The sequence below is a fragment of the Secundilactobacillus folii genome (assembly GCF_009720675.1).
In the GTDB taxonomy this organism is placed as follows: domain Bacteria; phylum Bacillota; class Bacilli; order Lactobacillales; family Lactobacillaceae; genus Secundilactobacillus; species Secundilactobacillus folii.
Genome location: NZ_WNJO01000023.1, coordinates 1 through 16050 on the forward strand (window position 1 = coordinate 1; position 16050 = coordinate 16050).

Genomic DNA, 16050 nt, shown 5'->3' on the forward strand with positions numbered 1-16050 from the left:
AAACTGTGAAGTCACCGTTCTCATCTGAGGTCGCGGTACCTACTGGTTTACCATCTGAATTACCATTATCAGTGACCGTAACAACCGTGTCTGGCGTCGTATTACCAGTGACATTGTAGATAGTATTCCCATTCGTCGGTGTGACGGAGTCCACCGCCGTAACTGGCACACTGATCGTACTGCTTAATTTGTCCAAATCAGCAATTGTATAGCTTGTATCAGCTGCGCCGTTAACTAATGCATTAACAGCAGCAGTCACATCCTTTATACCATTATCACTCAATTGATATGTGTACGTGTCATTACCCTTATTGTCATGACCGGTTGCGGTTGGCTCGACAGTAAAGTCGCTGGCAGTCAGACCTGACAGCTTCAATCCTGGAACATCACTGTTAACTGCTTGACTTAAATTATCCGTTAAAACGTCTTCGGCCTTTTCACCAACCGTAGTCCCAGTAACTGGGTTCAAGGTCAAGTGACCGACGACTTGAGTGCCTTGTGACGCTGTTGTGGTTTCAAAAGTTGTTTCCACATCCGGTTCAATAGCTAACAGCGCTTTATCAACATCTTGTTGTGATGCGTTGTCATCATCGAGAACTTTCTGAGCTGCGCTAACTAGGTCTGCAGAAACCCCGCTCTTTGCCGCAGCAGCCTTTAACTGACTCTTATCAACATTTTGATAAACGATTGTTGTGTTAGAACTTGTTGAGGTGTTGTAAAGTTTTGTTGCGGTATTGAAAGTTTCACCGGTAAATGCACCTGGCGTGTTAGACGATAAATCTGGGTCGGTGAACGTCAACGGCACAGCAACTGTTTGACTGACACCGATACCGCCATCAATAACTGATTGTGCAACACCAGAAACAGCACTAGAAATACCATTAGTGGCGCTACTGATACCCTTTGTAACTGTGTCAGCTGCAGAGGTTAATGCATTGGAAAGCAGGTTAGTAAACGTGGAAACTAACGTACTGTTACCCAGTGATTTGCCAATCTTTTGAATGGTGGTCTCACCATTTGCATCTGGAGTTGCACCGATAGCACTGACCAAGGTATTAGAAATACCATTTGTCCAACCATCGATATAGGAAGAGACAATGTTAGTCAGCGAGTCGGCAACCGATTCCTGACTAGTGACAGTGGCTTCATTATCAGCTATAGTCACAGGTTCCAGAGTCGTTTCTGCAACTCCTTGTTTTGCTAGATTAGACCCATAATCATTGGTTTGAGAAATACTCTTGACCGCACTATTAAGGCCATCCAAATAGGTTTGAATAGCACTATCGAAGGTTGAAACATCTGTGCCACCTATTGGAGACGCTGCCGCTGTATCAACTGCAGCCTTAGCTGCCTGTACAGCAGCTATCAACGTGTTTAAGGCTGTTGTACCACCACCTGAAAGAAATGAGCTGACGCCTTGAGTCGTTTCAGTAACAGGCGTCGTCAAATACTGCATGCCTGAACCGTTAAAATTAGTATTGACGACAGCCATGTTAGTGATCTTGTCACCCACTGAATACTGACTAGAGAGCTTTGGATCAGTGATCTGAAATTGTTCTTTGGTGGCTTCATCTTGGATGGTGATACCAACACTAGAAACATCAGTTACATCAAAGGTTCCAACAGAGACATTTGTTAAATTAGATGGAATTCCAACTGTTGAACCGTGCTCGTTACTCCCAGCAGCAGAAATTGAAATAGCTGTATTTTGTCCATTCACATAGATAATGGTGCCACGAGTTTGCGCATTCTTTGAATCTGAACTCACGGCTCCTTGATCATTAATAATATCATCTGCAGGTGCATTAGTTGCTTGACCATTGACAGTTACTGAATCGTCCAAATTATCATTAGATGCATCAGTGACACCAGTGGTACCGTAGTCACCAGCTTGACGGTCTGTTTGTTTATTGGCGTTGTTAACGACCACATTTTGATCATTGCTTTCCGTCTGACCAACACCTGTTGTGGCACTATTTTCGGCAGTACCAGCTTTGCCACCAATCGAAGTTTTGAGCAAAGCGCCACTAGTGTCGGGAGGCGTCGTCGTTCCCGTTTCACCAGTTGTATTACCTGTAGTATCACCATTAGTGATTGTCGGTTTAACACTGACATTTGATGTGGTTGTCGTATTAGTCGTAACTTTAGTGACCGTAGCTTGATTAGAAGCCGCATCGGCTACATTATTACTATCTGATGGTGCACCCGAAGAACTTGGTGTCACACTTGACGGATCTGCTGCTGCACTTGAAGGCCCTGTAGCTGCACTATTCTGATCAGGATTGGCAGTAGTCGTTGGTGTATCAGCAGCGCTATTTGAGTTTGGTGCTGCTGAAGTTGCACCATTAGTATTAGAAGTGTCCTTATTTGGGTTAGCCGTCGCAGTTACTGCTGGCTGATCAGTCGAATTTCCAGTATTCGACGTATCAGCGTATGCAACTGACGTCCCCATGCCCAGTGAAGTTAGTAAAAACATTCCCGCAAAAAGCCAAACTTTTTTGGCTTTATACATCTTGAAACTTGCCTGTTCCTTTTCCTTACGAATTAACCCGTTATTTTTGGAAACTTTTCTATAGTCTTTCTCCAAAATAAACTCCCCCTTTTCTATACAGCATAATAGCTCGTATAATACAAATTATCAACCGAAAATAACAAATTAATTAATGAAAATAAATATAAATTTCTTTTCAACGTTAGTGAGAGTATGAAAAGAATGGGTAAGCCAAGGGAAGCGTATGAAGCCGTAATTAACCCATAATTTGCCTAATTGTATAATCAACTTTTATAAGCTGATTTTAATGACGTAAGTTATATAGAATTTATTTTTTATAAATCAATGGCCAGTTATCTTGATAACATGTTCTAAAATTTTAAAGATTGAATTTTATTAAAGTAGAGCTCATTTAAACATCAATATCATCTAATTCTACATATTTATTAAACTGTATTCTTTATGAGAACATCCCTGATGATGCGCAACTACGAGGTTTTTTTATCTAGCTTTAGATAAAATGAATTTAATAATTAGAGACCGTTTTATAAGTTATTTACTCTTGAAAAATCAGCCTTTTAAGACTTTTAGCAGCTTGTTTTTTCACTCAGTATTATTTATAAATATTGCATTATCGAAAAAATGTATTGATTTTATTTTCACATTTTATCGACAATTTGTTTAACTTGTATAGAAAATGATAGTTTCTTCGAAAATTTACTGCACAATTAGGCTATTTCTGATCAGTTATGTACAATGCCTGTTAGACTGGCAATTTCAAAATTCAGACTAATTTGTGAGGTTATGAAAACACTTATGAAAATTTACTCTGCTCAAGTTCCAAAATTCCATGGTTCAGCCTTCACCCGCAGTTTTTTTTAAAGTGACTGACTGACGATTTTTACCGAACTTTTCCGTAAACCCCGACTTTCCTCATGCACGATTGAAATATCTGCTCCTTAATTCAGGATTTTTTGGTATTTTAGCTAATAGTTTACTGTTTCAATATTTTAAGGTAAGTCTGCCTTTGATAAAATCATCGCAACATTCAGAGAGCAAAATAAAAACCTTTGTTTATGTATTGATTACTCTTACTATCTATGAAGCAACTGCATTTTAAAAATCCAAAAAAGTTCCCTAACTGATGCATATCTTGAATCAATTTCAATTCAAAGATAGCCGTATGAGTTAGGGAACTTTTAAATTAACGACGAATTAATGATCATTCATCCTTAGACAACATCAAAGTTGCTAATTGTGCACCATCAATGCTCCCAATATTAGCAGGCAGATCACTATCATTAAACGCTTTAGTGAGACTTGCTTGATCAAACTTCGTCCCACTGACATGCTCTTCGATGATTGAAATATCACCACCGGTAATGAAGTCACCATAGATCTTGAAATCGGTGACCACGTTGTCCTTGACATTAAAATTAAAGGCCACTGTTCCAATGTCAAAATGCTTCGAACGGTAGAACTTGAAGCCGGGATTTTGACCAAAATTCCACTCTTCAGTATCGTACTTACCCTGCAAGCGCTGATCAATGATCTCCCAGTCATGGTCGTTGAGGTGATACGTTTCAATATCGTCCATGCTGTTAACGCCAAATATGTGGCAGATCAAATGCGTCTTGAATTCCTCTGACGTCCACTTTTGATATTCAGGTTTCAAATAGGGCTTAATGTTTGTGACCCGCTTGTCGACCGAAGCAACACCCTTTGAGATCAGCTTATCCTTTTCAGGAGTCAACACTTCATTAGCAGCATCCATGTCGAGGTCATACATCAACGTTCCGCCGGCAGCGTACGCATCCCCCACCTTAAACATGGTCATACCAGAAAATTTCATACCATCAATGGTGAGGTCGTTTCGGCCATGAAGCTGCGCACCCGTGGCACCAAAATCGTGAAGTGCGTCTAGAATTGGGTTTGCAATGGCTTCATAGTTACCAAAATCAGAAGTGTCACCAACCACGATGTTTTCAAATACAATATTGCCAAAATCGTGATAGACAGCACCGCCACCTGACGTTCTGCGAACTAAACTGATGTTGTGCTTCTTCAGATATGGTAGATCCACTTCCGCATAAGCATTTTGATTAACACCAATAATCACTGAAGGCTGGTTGATGTAGACGATCAACCCGTGACCCTTTTTGTGCAGATCATTGGCTAAGTAATTATCCAATGACTGATTGATCGTGGCGTCGTAAACCGGCTTTCCCTTTCGACTTGTATCAATAAAAAACATATTTAAGCCTCCAATAACCCTTCAAAATATCATCTGTAACCAATCTATGTTGCCGGAACTCACTATCTAATCTGAATAACGCTATAAATGAGTCCTTACAGTTATTATAGGTCACCTCAAAGGGAAAACAATTCGATTTCGAAAGCGTTCAATCAAAATTTAAGTAGAAAAACCACACTTCCAGTCTCGAAACGCCTTAAATATTTCCAAAATAAAAAGTAGAATGCCGATATATCAGCATTCTACTCAACCACACACAACAATAAACACCTATATTGCGCCCCCCGAGAGTCGAACTCGGATCATGAGGACCGAAATCTCATGTGCTATCCATTACACTAAGGGCGCCCAACAACAATATGATACTGGTGTTGGCGACGAATTTCAAGTTCTAACGCATTCCGGCGATTTTCCCCGCTTTTTCTTGTAAATACAAAAAGAGCGCGTCATTACTTGCTTTAAAATCATTGATAAAGGAGTCCGTTTGCGGCTTGACCGTTTCAATCGGCTTTCTCATCACATCCGTTACCTCGATGTTATCACCCTGCCATTTGGCTGAATCATAGTGACCTTCTTCGGCAAATTCCAAGTAAGCTTGAAAGGATTTCAGAACCGTTTCTTTAATGACATCTTCTTCAGTTGCATCAGCATCACCGTTAGCTTGACGCTTAGCGACTTCTTTTTTTACGTCTGCCAAAGTTTCAGGTACATCAATTTCCACGAGTAATTCCTCTTTTCTCTTGTTCTTCAGATTATTTTATCATGTTGCGGTGCAAAACTCGAAGAGAATTAACGCAAGATTTAAAGAGTCTTTAGATTTTTCTAAACCCGAGTGAACGTGCCTTGCTTTTCTCTAGCCGAATCGGGTTCGGGCAAACAAGGCACTGCATGTAAGGGACTCTGGGGCACTGACGCCACAAACCGGCGCCAATTTACTAACTTTGCTGTTCGGTGCTTTACTTTCCTCTAGCCGAATCGGGTTCGGGCAAACAAGGCACTGCATGTAAGGGGACTCTGGGGCACTGACGCCACAAACCGGCGCCAATTTACTACTCTGCTGTTCGGTGCTCCACTTTTCTCTAGCCGAATCGGGTTCGGGCAAACAAGGAACTGCATGTAAGGGGACTCATGGGATTGACGCCACAGACCAGCGTCAATTTACTAACTTTGCTGTTCGGTACTTTACTTTTCTCTAGCCGAATCGGGTTCGGGCAAACAAGGAACTGCATGTAAGGGGACTCTAAGGGATTGACGCCACAGACCAGCGTCAATCCCTTAGAGTCCCCTTACACTCCGTTCCTTCCCGTTTGCCCTCACACCTTTATAATTTTCTCTTCCCTTTCTAATAAAATCAGTTAAACTAGAACTATAAATGTAAAAACTCGATTCGCCCTCAAGGAGGCACCCCACACACTATGACACTTTTATATCGCAGTACCCGCGGCCCCAAATCCTCAGCGCTTACCGCTTCCGCCGCTATCCTCCAAGGTCTTAGCCCCGATGGCGGCCTTTACGTTCCCACCGCAACACCGCAACTCGACCTGGACCTCTCTCAACTGCCTAACATGACCTACAAACAAGTTGCCTTCCACGTCCTTCAAGCCTTTCTCACCGACTTCACAGACTCTGAAATCCAGACTTGCGTTGATGCCGCCTACGACGAAAAATTTGACGATCCGCAAATTGCCCCCATCAGCCACCATGGCGACGACTTCTACCTTGAACTATTTCACGGCGCAACCATTGCATTCAAGGACCTGGCACTTTCCATCCTGCCCCATCTCATGACCACGGCTGCCAAGAAAAACCATTTCAAAAAAGAAATCGTTATTTTGACTGCCACTTCCGGTGATACCGGCAAGGCTGCGATGGCAGGGTTTGCCGACGTACCTGGCACCAAAATCATCGTCTTTTATCCTAGTCAGGGTGTCAGCGCCATTCAAAAACAGCAGATGATTACCCAAGTTGGTGATAATACCTACGTCGTCGCCATCAACGGTAACTTTGACCAGGCGCAAACCAACGTGAAAGAAATCTTCAATGATAAGGCTTTTATGGAACAGCTTGCTGATCACGGCTACCAGTTTTCATCCGCTAACTCGATCAATATTGGCCGTTTAGTGCCCCAAGTTGCCTACTATTTCTGGGCCTATGGTCAGTTGGTCAAGCAACATGCAGTTCAAAATGGTGATCCCATCAACTTTACCGTCCCAACCGGTAACTTTGGCGATATCTTAGCCGGTTACTACGCTAAAAAACTTGGCTTACCCGTTAACCGCCTCATCTGTGCATCGAATCAAAATAACGTTCTGACCGATTTCTTCAAGACCGGCTACTACGACCGGATTCGTCCGTTTTTCACCACCACGTCACCATCCATGGATATTCTGGTCTCCAGTAACCTTGAACGGCTGGTCTTCGATGCAACTGGCGAAGACGATGACCAAACAGCAGCTTACATGCACGAACTGGAAACTGCCGGTCATTATCAGGTGAAGCCGGACGTTCTCGAACGGCTGCAGGCCAACTTCTCAGCCGACTTCGCCAGTGCGGACGATGACCGTCAAGCCATTGCAAACGTGTATGACCAAACCGAATTTGCCATCGACCCCCACACCGCAGTGGCTAAAGCGGTTGCCGACAAGTACCGTCAAGATACCCGTGACGACCATCCAATGGTGATTGTTGCCACTGCCAGTCCCTACAAATTTCCGAACGCAGTCCTGAGTGCTATCGAAGGTCAAGACGTTCAAGTAGACGGATTAGACGCCGTGACGCAGCTTCAGTCAACAATCAAAGTGCCGTTACCAAAGGCGATTCAAACGCTTTTTGATGCTAAAGTGCGTCACAATGAGACGGTTCAGCCGGATGAAATGCAGGCGGCCATCAAAAATATTCTAAAAATTGACTAAGTTAAGCTATTCAAATTCTCGAAATACAGTTATACTTTATTTGTCAAATAGATTGGGATCCGAGGTGAAAGTTAGTGGCAAAATCGAAGAATGATTATTTAACCGTCTCCACTTATAATGCGATTCTTCACCGTCAACTCCAGCGCGATATGAACCAGTTATTGATCAAGGATAAGCTTCCCGTAAACATCACCGAAATGTATCTGATGGTGCTGATTCTCGAAAGTCAACCGATCAGTCAACGGCGGGCATCCACAACACTGGCCGTTGATGAAGGATTAATGACACGAATGGTCAAGCACCTCACTTCGCTTGGCTTAATTCATAAAGAAGCTGCTGTTCGAGACAGGCGGGTCAAAGAGTTAACTTTGACTGAAGATGGCGAAAAGCTACTGGATTACGCCTTGGCACAATTCAACAAGTGGTGGGAATAGTTCGAATCAGATCTAAAGGGCATCAACATCAATCATCTGGGCAAGGACCTTTTTGATATCTCAAAGGTTGTCCTTTCTGACCGACACCATACACCGTTAGAAAACGACCGGGTTGATCCAATCTAGAATGTGTATAAATTAAACAAAAGCTGGCATACCAAATCATTTTCGGTTGTCAGCTTTTGTTTTGGAATGAGAAGGTGGCTGTTTGAGGCTGGTATTTTAGCGACAAAACGACTAATCTAGAAGTGAAAAACAGATAAGGAGTGACTGATATGACACGGACAGTAACCATCGCTGAAGCACGACAAGGTGATAAACATACCATTGAAGAAGTTGGCATCCCTTCACTCGTCTTAATGGAACGAGCTGCTTTGGGCGCCACCAGTCGGCTATTAAATGGCAGTTTCAATTTGAGTCACGTACTGGTATTTGCCGGCACCGGTAACAACGGTGGTGACGGATTAGCCATCGCACGGATGCTGCATGTGCGTGACGTGGACGTAACAGTGATGCTGACTGGTTCTGAAGACCGTACGTCGACAGAAACGGCTCAGCAGTTGAAAATGATTCATTACTATCAGATCCCGGTAATTCCGGCAAGTACGGATTTGGCAAAATACACGACAATTGTGGATGCCATCTTCGGTGTCGGACTTGACCGGCCCGTCGAAGGTAAATTTGCTGACTGGGTCGATGCGATTAACGACGCGGCTGCTGAAGTATTCAGTGTGGATGTTCCATCCGGTCTAAATGCCGACACCGGTGAACCGCAGGGAGCGACCATCAAAGCAAAATCAACCAGTACGTTTGCCTACGCTAAAGAGGGCTTTGAAACTTCCCAAGGAAAACAGTACACTGGTCAGCTGTACGTTGAAGACATCGGCGTTTATCTGAACGACCGTTTTGAAGGTTAGGTTTAATAATCTATAGGTAAATATTAAGAGAGTGTCATAAAACTCGTTTAAATCACAGCGTATAACAATCTCAAAAGTGGGTTCGCAAAACGGTTGAAACTCACTTTTGGAATTGCTACAAGGCTGTGATCTAAACGAGTTTTTTCATACTCCCATTTTTAAATAATTTACTCGCCAGCAATTTCCGCAATTGCTTCGGCATAAATCGTCATCGCGGTGAACATCTTGTCTAAGGCCCACTGCTCGTTAACTTGGTGCATGTAGTCCGGAACCCCCGGCAGCATTGCACCGAATGCCACGCACTGATTCATCGTTCGAGCGTACGTGGCACCGCCAGAAACCTGCGGCGCCGTATCATCGCCGGTCACCCTTTGATAAACGCTCATCAGAGTCTTCACTAATTCACTATCTTTGGGTACGTATAATGGTGCCAGATAATCAAAATCTTCGTAGTGATAACCAAACTTAGCAATCTGCTGAATCAAGCGGGTAATGAGATCGTTGTGGTCAATAGTCACCGGCACTCGCATATCGACCTGCATTCGCGTTTCTTTTTCACTAACTTCAATGTTAGAAATATTCATTGTCAGTTGCCCGGAAGCTTCATCAGCAATCTTACCTAGTAAATTCGTCCCAGTCGCATCTTCTTGGATGCAGCGGCCAATCAGTCCCAACGGCCCGTCTGGAAAAACTTTATCCAGCGCCATTGCCAAACGAACCACAGCGTTAGTACCCTCTGGTGCCAGCATCGCATGAACTGATTTACCAGTTACGGTGATGCCTTCGCTTTCAGCCTCGTAGTTGAAACCAAATTGGTCTAACGCAGTCATCACTTCATCCAATTTTAGGCCGTGGTATTCGGCCTTAGCAGGGACAGCGTTGAAAGCATGTTGCATTTGAAGGGTAAATGCCGTGGTGCCTGGACCGACGAAGTACGCCTGTTGCAGTCCCTTTTCAGCGTAGGTCACCGGAAACTCAGAATCTGGCGCAATACCGTGAGTGATTGGTTCTTCTTTTTGCTGGTAGACCGCAATTCCTCGCCAAAGCGTCTCTTCATCGGTGCCGAAGATGAAACGGACGCGTTCCTCGAACTTCACGCCAGCATCCATTAATGCTTTAACAGCGTATAGGGCTGCAATCGAAGGCCCCTTGTCGTCTTGAACGCCCCGACCGTAAATGATACCGTCTTTAACCACGGCTTTGAACGGGTCGTTCACCCAGTCCGCTGGGTCACCCGCCGGCACAACGTCCACGTGTCCGAGAATGCCAAAAATGCTGTCGCCCTCACCGACTTCGGCATAGCCGTAATTGCCATCCGGATCCGTATAGGTCTTAAAGCCCAATGCCTCACAGAGCTGCATCATTTCATCCAGAGCAGCTCGAATTGGCTGGCCAAACGGCGCGCCTTGAGCTGGTTCTGCACTGCTGGATGGATGCTGAACTAACCGTTTGAGTGCTTCAACTGCAGCCTGCTGGTGTTCTGTTGTCACGTAGGTTTTCATAGGGGTGGCCTCCTTTATTGGCTAAAATAAGCCGCTTGCCGTTAATTATTTTCCCTTTTCTCTTACTGATCATGTGTTGGCCGCTCTGAAACTTATTGCAAAGAGTCGGTCTTTTGATCTGATAAAAATTTAAATTTCCGTTGAAATCACTGCAACAGTATTTTAAACTATCGCGAAGTTCGCGTTCATCGACTCCCGACTAATCAAATAGGAAACAATCACCGTTAAGCAAAGGTTTCCCATTTGATCAAGCTATCTACAATATCGCCAGAACGCCTAGAAATACCGCCGAGACAATAAACAGGAGTACCATTAATTTGGCGATCCATTTCCACCAAACGCTGATGTTGATGTGAGCGATTGCTAAGGCACCCATCACAACGCCGGACGTTGGTGTGATCAGGTTTACCCAGCCAGAAGCAGCCTGGTAGGCAGTAATGACTACGCTCCCATCAACGCCAGCAAACTTACCCATCGGTCCAATGATTCCCATGGTTGCCGAAGCCAGACCAGAAGTGGATGGAATCAGGAACGACATTGGGATGTAGAAAATGTAGGTGATGATGATGAAGACACTTTCGGAGAGCCCCTTCAGTCCCATTTCACCCCAGTGCAGCACAGTGTCGGTAATTAAACCGTCGTTCATCACCACTTGAATCCCACGCGCAACCGCCACAATGATGGCCACGCTTAGGAACTCAGCCATGCCACCAATAAAGGCGTTGATGAATTCGGATTCTTTCATCTTGTAAACGAACATGATCACTACTGCCATGAGCAAGAACAGCATGGTAATTTCTGAGAAGTACCAGTCGCCCATTGGTACCATGTCACTGCCTAAAATATTGCCAAGAACTGGAATCCCTGCCAGCCATTTAGTTGCACTTTCAAAGAACGTCCAGTTTTCATTGATCGTACTCCATGGAATCAACCCAATGATCATCAAGCCAAAAGTAATTCCGAAGAGCCACAGAACCCCTTTTTGGCGACCTGTCATGGTACCTGGTTCGTCAGAATCTGTGTTGCAGAAGCGGTCTAGGTCCTCTTGTCGCTGGGCGTAAACCGCGGACTTGCTTGGATCCTTTTCCACTTTGGAGGCGTAACGGTAAACATACCAGATACCAATCACTAAAGTAATCACCAATAGTATCAGCCGTGGGAAGAGCCCCTGCCCCATTGATAGATCAAGGGTCTGACTCGCTACACCAGTTGCAAACGGGTTCACAGTCGACGCTAAACAGCCGATTTGCGAACCAACTAAAACGATGGCTACCGCTGTCAGAGAATCAAAACCGACCCCGATCATTACGGGAATCAACAGCGGATAAAAGGCAATGGTTTCTTCAGCCATTCCGTAAGTTGAACCGCCCAAAGCAAACAGGATCATTAGGATTGGAATCAGGCGTTTTTCCTTGCCTTTATATTTACGAACCACCGCCCCGATCCCATCATCCAGAGCTTTCGTCTTGTTAACAACGCCCAAGAAACCACCAATGACGAGAATAAATAGCGAGATTGAAATTGCGCCTTCGGTATGATCGTTACCAATCATACCGTAAACGGGAGCCATAAAGATGTCCCAAATCCCTTGCGGGTTAGCCGTCACTGCCTTATAAGTATGTGCAATGATGTTACCTGCCTTATCAGTATTATAAGCTCCTGCAGGTATTATCCAGGTGAGAATTGCAACTAAACCAATGATAATGAACAAGATCGTAAACGCTGACGGCATCTTAAACCGTCTCTTTTTTGCTTCTACTTTAGGTGCTTGCATGGTTCTCATCTCCTTACTACTATTCTTTTTTTACACTTTTAAGTTTAGCGGAGATAAGTAACTAAATTATGACCATTTCTTGAAATTTCATAAATTATTGACGAATACTGAGCATTATTATTTACTTATGTGATTTAGGCTGATACGGATATCTAGTTATGTACTAAAACTTCATTCACTTTCTTGACCAGTCAATTGGTTCTACCTCAAACTGCATTTGACCATATCAAGTTCTTCCCATAATATGCTATAATCTCTGAAAAAGACAACTCATGGAGGTATACCAATGGTTGAAGATGGATTCATGAACGTGCAGGACGCTGACCCAGACATCATTGTAGACTTGAAATATGCCACTACCGATAACTTTACTGGGGAGGTCATTTACGACTTTACCACTGCCATCGCTCGTACCGGGACCGTCAAAAAGCTCGCCAAAGCAGCCCAATCGTTAAAGCAGCAGGGCTATCGACTTAGAATATGGGACGCCTATCGACCGGTGGCGTCGCAGGCAAAATTATTTGCCGTGGTTTCCGACCCAACTTGGGTTGCCCAGCCGAACCCCAATTTCTCCCATCAAAAAGGTGTCACCTTTGACTTGACCCTGACTGATATGGCAGGCAATAACGTTGAAATGCAGTCTGGCTTTGATGATTTTACCGGCAAAGCCGTTCGCAATTATCCCCGCACTGACATCCAGGAACGTAACTATCAAATTCTACTCAAAGCCATGACCGATGCTGGTTTTGTGGGCTACGAAAACGAATGGTGGGACTATCGAGACAGCGACATGGATGCCTACGGACCGCTAGCTGCTGACCCAAATGACTACGCTAAATAATTGCCGCATTTTGAGCTATATGTTAAACATTCTATTGAAAACTGATTATACTATTATATGGTAATTGCCACCTCCAAACTACAGATAAATCAAGTACGTGGCTCCGCAGCAATGCGACCAGGCTTGACCCTGGTGATTACTTCCGATCCGCAAGATTGGAAATGAGTTATAACTCAAAAAACACCGTCCTTAGCTTGAAGGGCGGTGCTTTTTTATTGTTTTTTAAATATCATTGCGTTACTTGCTTCTTAGAGAATCAGTGACCAGAGTAATGACTGACGTGACTTTGGGCCTAAATTGACCGCTTAATGGTAATGAATAATGTGTGACACCATTCTCATCCGCGTTTCTCAACACCCTATTGTTCTCCCCCATTTTCCGTTCTAACAAAGGAGTGGTCGGGAACTCTGATCAGGGTGAAGCGGTTTGCCAATCGACCTGCATGAAGGCCAATGCCGTTCATGAAGTTCTTCTTATAGGTTGTCTCCACAACCCCAACCCAAGCTTTTTGGTGTTGTTTTTCCATTTCATTGACCTTTTTTTGATTCCATTTATAGGATGCCGCGACCACATTAATGGGATGGCTGCCACCGGATACTGTGGCGCTATCGCCCGGCACCGTGTATTTTTCACCTGCCGTATAGTAGGTATAATACTGAACGGGTTTACGGCCATTACCAGTTCTGACGTTAACATACGCGGAATTCCCCGCCGAATTTGTGTCCAGCACCAGCGGTTTATACTCGTATGCCACTGTTACCCGTGACGTATTCAGCTTGCTGACATCCTGGAACAATGTTGTATAGCCCATGCCCCACAATGCTAGCAGGAAAATAATCAGCTCAATGGTCGATTGGATCAGATTACGCCCTGACCATGAGCGCTTTTCGGTCACCAATAACTTTAGCCGGCGCACTCGCATGTCGTGCACCATCCAAATCAAGTATATTAATAGTAGAAGCCATAGCCCCATACCAACTAAATTCCATGCTGATTTCATCGTCAATTCTCCAATCTAATGTGATGATAACGCATTGGTTGAGCGGTTTCGTCACGTTTCATACCTCTAGATTATCTAAATGTCCCACTAAAAACAAGTCCTTAGGCAGAATTGTTTCGCTGACCTATAATAATAGTATACAACATATTGGGAAGGTGACTAAGAATGTGTACCAGCTTGACACTAGCAGCCTCAGACGGCGCCAAAATACTAGCCCGCACCATGGACTTTCCAAACGTCGACCCCTGGCAACCAACCGTGATAGAACCAGGCACCCAGTGGCGGCCCATTTTAGATAAGCAACGATTGACTCACTATCGAATCGTTGGCTCCGCGCGACACCTTGATGGGCACTACCTGTTTGGTGACGGACTTAACAGTGCCGGTTTAAGCTGTGCCGAACTGTATTTTCCAAACCGTACTCACTACTACGACGATCCTCAGCCCGGTAAAATCAATTTAACACCGCAGGACTTCATTCTTTGGGTGCTCAGCAACCATGCCACGATTGCAGACGTGGCTGCCGACCTCGATCAAATCGCGATGGTTGGCAAAGTCTGGTACGCGGAAAATAAGATCTACCCATTCCACTGGCTACTCGCTGATTCAACCGGACAGACGGCGGTTCTGGAACCGATGAGTCTGACGTTAACACTGACTGATGACCCGGTTAAAGTCTTGACGAATACACCCGAGTTAAGTAATCATATTGAACGACTTGACAAGTTTCTCGAGACGGACGCAAAACGCTTGCCGGCAGCTGCCACTAACTATTTAGCTTCGCAAAAGCCGTTACCGGAAGGTCCCATTCCAACTAACCGCTTCATTCGGACCGCCATCAATCGCTGGGGACAGCCAACTGCTGAAACGGCAACAAAGGCAACACAGCAAGCCGTTGCCATCTTGCAAGAAGTTGTCATCCCTAAAACGGCTGATAAGGTTCAAGCCAAAAATCATAATTTTACGCACTACATTAGCGTCATCGATATGACTAATTTGCGCTATACACAGATACCTATTGATAATACCCCAAAAAAGGTTATCGACCTGTAAAAGTAAAGCTAAAAAAGCGTTAAAAGACAGTGAATATGATATTAAATCTGCGAATTCAAGTGAATTTCGCAGATTTTTTATTACTTTGATGGTCTTAACCCCTGTATTTCCCCGCTTGTCACATACTTGCAACATTCCATGCTATCCGTGCTATACCGCGATTCAGAAAGCCAGCCTACCCGTTAATTAATTATAAAATTACACTTTTGAAGATTTCGTTAATCGAATCGAAAATTCGTTGACACACTACTGTAACCTGCGATTGATACACTGTATCTCGTTCGATTGATTAAGAAATGACGTAAATAAAAAATGAGACAATTAATTAAAGGGGAAAATTTTAAAATTATGAAAAAATGGTTTGTTCGAATCGCGTTAACAGCAGTTGCAGTTCTAGGGTTTACAATTGCCACTAATATGACTCAACCAACAAAGGCGAGTGCAGCTGAAAAATCTTACTCAAAGGTTTACAATGTTGCTAAGAAGCAGTTAGGCAAGCGTTACAGCTGGGGAGCAACTGGTCCTTCATCATTTGACTGCTCAGGCTTAACTTCATACGTTTACAAGAAGGGAATCTCTAAGAAGATTCCCCGTACAGCCCAAGCACAGTACAACAAATTTAAGAAGGTTAAGTACGCTCACGCAAAGAAGGGTGATTTGGTCTTCTTCGGCGGTAGCAAGCACAGCATCAGCCACGTCGGTCTCTACATTGGCGGCGGCAAAATGATTGATGCTCAAAATCGTGGCGTGATCGTTGAATCAGTTAAGGCACCTTGGTGGCATCATGTTGGTACGGCCCGCGTAACTGACTTATCATAATTCCACCCTTAATTTAATTGTCCTAGAAGTATTTAAATGCGCTACAACTAATA

12 protein-coding genes and 1 tRNA gene are annotated in these 16050 nt (G+C 44.1%); 6 read left to right on the plus strand and 7 right to left on the minus strand.

The annotated features are described in order from the left end of the window. The 4 genes from GM612_RS11655 to GM612_RS11670 form a co-directional block, all read right to left on the minus strand. The coding region (locus tag GM612_RS11655; protein ID WP_173021279.1) for a KxYKxGKxW signal peptide domain-containing protein at positions 1 to 2587 on the minus strand (2587 nt) is incomplete at its 3' end. Between the two features lie 1126 nt (positions 2588 to 3713). Beyond that, positions 3714 to 4745 carry a lipoate--protein ligase gene (gene lplA / locus GM612_RS11660; protein WP_155432534.1) on the minus strand — a complete coding sequence of 344 codons (1032 nt, stop codon included), beginning with the start codon at positions 4743 to 4745 and terminating at the stop codon, positions 3714 to 3716. Between the two features lie 276 nt (positions 4746 to 5021). After that, positions 5022 to 5093: transfer RNA gene (locus GM612_RS11665), tRNA-Arg, on the minus strand. A gap of 43 nt (positions 5094 to 5136) precedes the next feature. Beyond that, positions 5137 to 5466, minus strand: a complete 330-nt coding sequence (locus GM612_RS11670) for a hypothetical protein (RefSeq protein WP_155432535.1) — start codon at positions 5464 to 5466, stop codon at positions 5137 to 5139. Between the two features lie 694 nt (positions 5467 to 6160). Here GM612_RS11670 and thrC point away from each other — a divergent pair. The 3 genes from thrC to GM612_RS11685 all read left to right on the plus strand — a co-directional run bounded on the left by thrC (position 6161) and on the right by GM612_RS11685 (position 9008). Next, a complete protein-coding gene (gene thrC / locus GM612_RS11675) occupies positions 6161 to 7657 on the plus strand; it encodes a threonine synthase (RefSeq protein WP_155432536.1) in 1497 nt (498 codons plus the stop codon). Between the two features lie 74 nt (positions 7658 to 7731). Beyond that, on the plus strand, positions 7732 to 8091 hold the full coding sequence (locus tag GM612_RS12535; protein ID WP_155432537.1) for a MarR family transcriptional regulator: 360 nt from the start codon (positions 7732 to 7734) through the stop codon (positions 8089 to 8091). Positions 8092 to 8366: 275 nt separating this feature from the next. Further along, positions 8367 to 9008, plus strand: a complete 642-nt coding sequence (locus GM612_RS11685) for an NAD(P)H-hydrate epimerase (protein WP_155432538.1) — start codon at positions 8367 to 8369, stop codon at positions 9006 to 9008. A gap of 167 nt (positions 9009 to 9175) precedes the next feature. Here GM612_RS11685 and GM612_RS11690 read toward each other — a convergent pair whose 3' ends face one another. Together GM612_RS11690 and GM612_RS11695 are read right to left on the minus strand one after the other, a co-directional pair. After that, positions 9176 to 10510: a M20 family metallopeptidase gene (locus tag GM612_RS11690; RefSeq protein WP_155432539.1), complete on the minus strand. Its 1335-nt coding sequence runs from the start codon at positions 10508 to 10510 to the stop codon at positions 9176 to 9178. 256 nt (positions 10511 to 10766) lie between these two features. Next, positions 10767 to 12293: a YfcC family protein gene (locus GM612_RS11695; protein ID WP_425500349.1), complete on the minus strand. Its 1527-nt coding sequence runs from the start codon at positions 12291 to 12293 to the stop codon at positions 10767 to 10769. Between the two features lie 277 nt (positions 12294 to 12570). Between GM612_RS11695 and GM612_RS11700 the strand changes: the two genes are divergently transcribed. After that, positions 12571 to 13125 carry a M15 family metallopeptidase gene (locus tag GM612_RS11700; protein ID WP_155432541.1) on the plus strand — a complete coding sequence of 185 codons (555 nt, stop codon included), beginning with the start codon at positions 12571 to 12573 and terminating at the stop codon, positions 13123 to 13125. A 358-nt stretch (positions 13126 to 13483) separates the two neighbouring features. Here the strand turns inward: GM612_RS11700 and GM612_RS11705 are convergent, their stop codons facing one another. Continuing rightward, positions 13484 to 14125 carry an LVIS_2131 family protein gene (locus GM612_RS11705; RefSeq protein ID WP_155432542.1) on the minus strand — a complete coding sequence of 214 codons (642 nt, stop codon included), beginning with the start codon at positions 14123 to 14125 and terminating at the stop codon, positions 13484 to 13486. A gap of 165 nt (positions 14126 to 14290) precedes the next feature. On the opposite strand from GM612_RS11705, the gene GM612_RS11710 reads away from it, so the two are divergent. Beyond that, positions 14291 to 15178, plus strand: coding sequence for a linear amide C-N hydrolase (locus GM612_RS11710; RefSeq protein ID WP_155432543.1), 888 nt, complete (start codon positions 14291 to 14293; stop codon positions 15176 to 15178). Between the two features lie 348 nt (positions 15179 to 15526). Beyond that, entirely contained in the window at positions 15527 to 15997 is a 471-nt protein-coding gene (locus GM612_RS11715; RefSeq protein ID WP_155432544.1) for a C40 family peptidase, read from the plus strand. The last annotated feature ends 53 nt before the right edge of the window (positions 15998 to 16050 follow it).

Coding starts and splice junctions, on each gene's coding strand:
- GM612_RS11705 (WP_155432542.1), bottom strand. CDS start 14,125: ATGAAATCAGCATGGAATTTAGTTGGTATGGGGCTATGGCTTCTACTA.
- GM612_RS11690 (WP_155432539.1), bottom strand. CDS start 10,510: ATGAAAACCTACGTGACAACAGAACACCAGCAGGCTGCAGTTGAAGCA.
- lplA (WP_155432534.1), bottom strand. CDS start 4,745: ATGTTTTTTATTGATACAAGTCGAAAGGGAAAGCCGGTTTACGACGCC.
- GM612_RS11685 (WP_155432538.1), top strand. CDS start 8,367: ATGACACGGACAGTAACCATCGCTGAAGCACGACAAGGTGATAAACAT.
- thrC (WP_155432536.1), top strand. CDS start 6,161: ATGACACTTTTATATCGCAGTACCCGCGGCCCCAAATCCTCAGCGCTT.
- GM612_RS11695 (WP_425500349.1), bottom strand. CDS start 12,293: ATGAGAACCATGCAAGCACCTAAAGTAGAAGCAAAAAAGAGACGGTTT.
- GM612_RS11715 (WP_155432544.1), top strand. CDS start 15,527: ATGAAAAAATGGTTTGTTCGAATCGCGTTAACAGCAGTTGCAGTTCTA.
- GM612_RS11710 (WP_155432543.1), top strand. CDS start 14,291: ATGTGTACCAGCTTGACACTAGCAGCCTCAGACGGCGCCAAAATACTA.
- GM612_RS11700 (WP_155432541.1), top strand. CDS start 12,571: ATGGTTGAAGATGGATTCATGAACGTGCAGGACGCTGACCCAGACATC.